The sequence below is a fragment of the uncultured Jannaschia sp. genome (assembly GCF_947494055.1).
Classification (GTDB): domain Bacteria; phylum Pseudomonadota; class Alphaproteobacteria; order Rhodobacterales; family Rhodobacteraceae; genus Jannaschia.
The window spans coordinates 1-1,251 of record NZ_CANLTR010000130.1; the positions used below are offsets into that span (position 1 = coordinate 1).

Below are 1,251 nucleotides of genomic sequence, written 5' to 3' on the forward strand. Positions count from 1 at the left end.
GCGACAGGCTTCACCGTCGCCGGTCTCGACGATCTGCGTGATCTGGGCCTCGTCTGCCCCCTCGGGCAATTCGCTGGCGAGAGCGGCCTGCAGGTTGGCGCAGGCCTCCTCTACCGAGGTCTGTTGGGCATGCGCGGCAAAAGGGACCGCCAGGGCGGTACTGATGAGCAAAGTCGAGAGAGTGGATTTCATCGGGCTTTTCCATTTTATCTTTTGGTTGCGGTTTTGTGCGGCTTTTGTGGCGAAGAGTTTATTGCGGCTTTTTTTGCAAAGGAAATTTCATGTTCCTGAATGACCGAGCGGGTTATTTTGTTCCGTTTAATTCCTTTAGGAATGGAACGTATCGCATCTTGCTCCGTTAACGATTTCTGACCGCATGTGTTTCGAGCTCGACTATAGCGTGGGCCTCGCATCGCAGCTTCTCCCTCATTCGGAACCGACCAGATGACACACCCAGACGATCCAGATCGCCTCGCCGATCCCGTCCGCGCCTCTCGTTCCGCCGGCGGCCTCGCCGGCGATGTCGTGCGGCATGCCTCGAACCTGGCGCAGCGGGAAATCCAGCTTGTCAAAGCCGAGATGTCCGAGAAAGCGGCACAGCTGAAAGCCGCGATCGGCGAACTCATCGCGGGCACCGTGCTTTTGATGGTCTCGCTGGGCATTCTGCTTTCTGCCCTTGTCAGTGGCGTTGCGCGCCTGCTCGTCGGACTCTTCGGCGACGATGCTTCGGCAGGCCGGGAGGTCGTCGCGCTCGATGGGCTCGACGAAGGCCAAGTCCAGGTGGTGACGGCGCTGAACCAGAACGTCGAGGCGGCGCTCGATGCCGCGCGGACATTGCCGACCTACGAGGGCCTCGCCGCGCTGCTCGTCGGCGTGGTGTTCGCCATCATCGGAGCCCTCCTCTTGCGCAACGGGCTGAGCAAGCTCGATCCGGGGAACCTGGTTCCGGACCGGACGATCCGGCAGGTCAAGAAGGACGGACAAATGGCGCGCGAGCAGGTTTGACGCGCTTCGGTTTCGTATCTTGCCGTTCATTTCAAATGGAGCCCGATGATGGCTGACAGAAACACCGATCAGAAATCCACACGTGAAGCCGAGCGGGAGGTCGAAGCCGCCCGAGCGAACCTTGCCGGGTCCATCGACAGCCTCGAAGCCCGGTTGAGCCCGGATGCTTTGGTCGAGCGAGGGATTGCATACTTCCAGGGCGACGGGCGCCGACATCTCGACACGCTGGTGCGCAACGCCCAGGCC

The 1,251-nt window shown here is 60.9% G+C and carries 3 protein-coding genes; 2 read left to right on the forward strand and 1 reads right to left on the reverse strand.

Features of this window, described 5'->3' with window-relative positions; all coding sequences use genetic code 11:
* A partial coding sequence (locus tag Q1A87_RS23440) for a hypothetical protein (protein WP_299657249.1) occupies window positions 1-192 on the reverse strand: 192 nt, incomplete at its 3' end.
* A gap of 333 nt (window positions 193-525) precedes the next feature.
* Between Q1A87_RS23440 and Q1A87_RS23445 the strand changes: the two genes are divergently transcribed.
* On the forward strand, window positions 526-1,005 hold the full coding sequence (locus tag Q1A87_RS23445; protein ID WP_299657252.1) for a phage holin family protein: 480 nt from the start codon (window positions 526-528) through the stop codon (window positions 1,003-1,005).
* Window positions 1,006-1,053: 48 nt separating this feature from the next.
* Window positions 1,054-1,251 (forward strand): DUF3618 domain-containing protein (locus Q1A87_RS23450; RefSeq protein WP_299657255.1); only part of this gene is annotated, 198 nt, incomplete at its 3' end.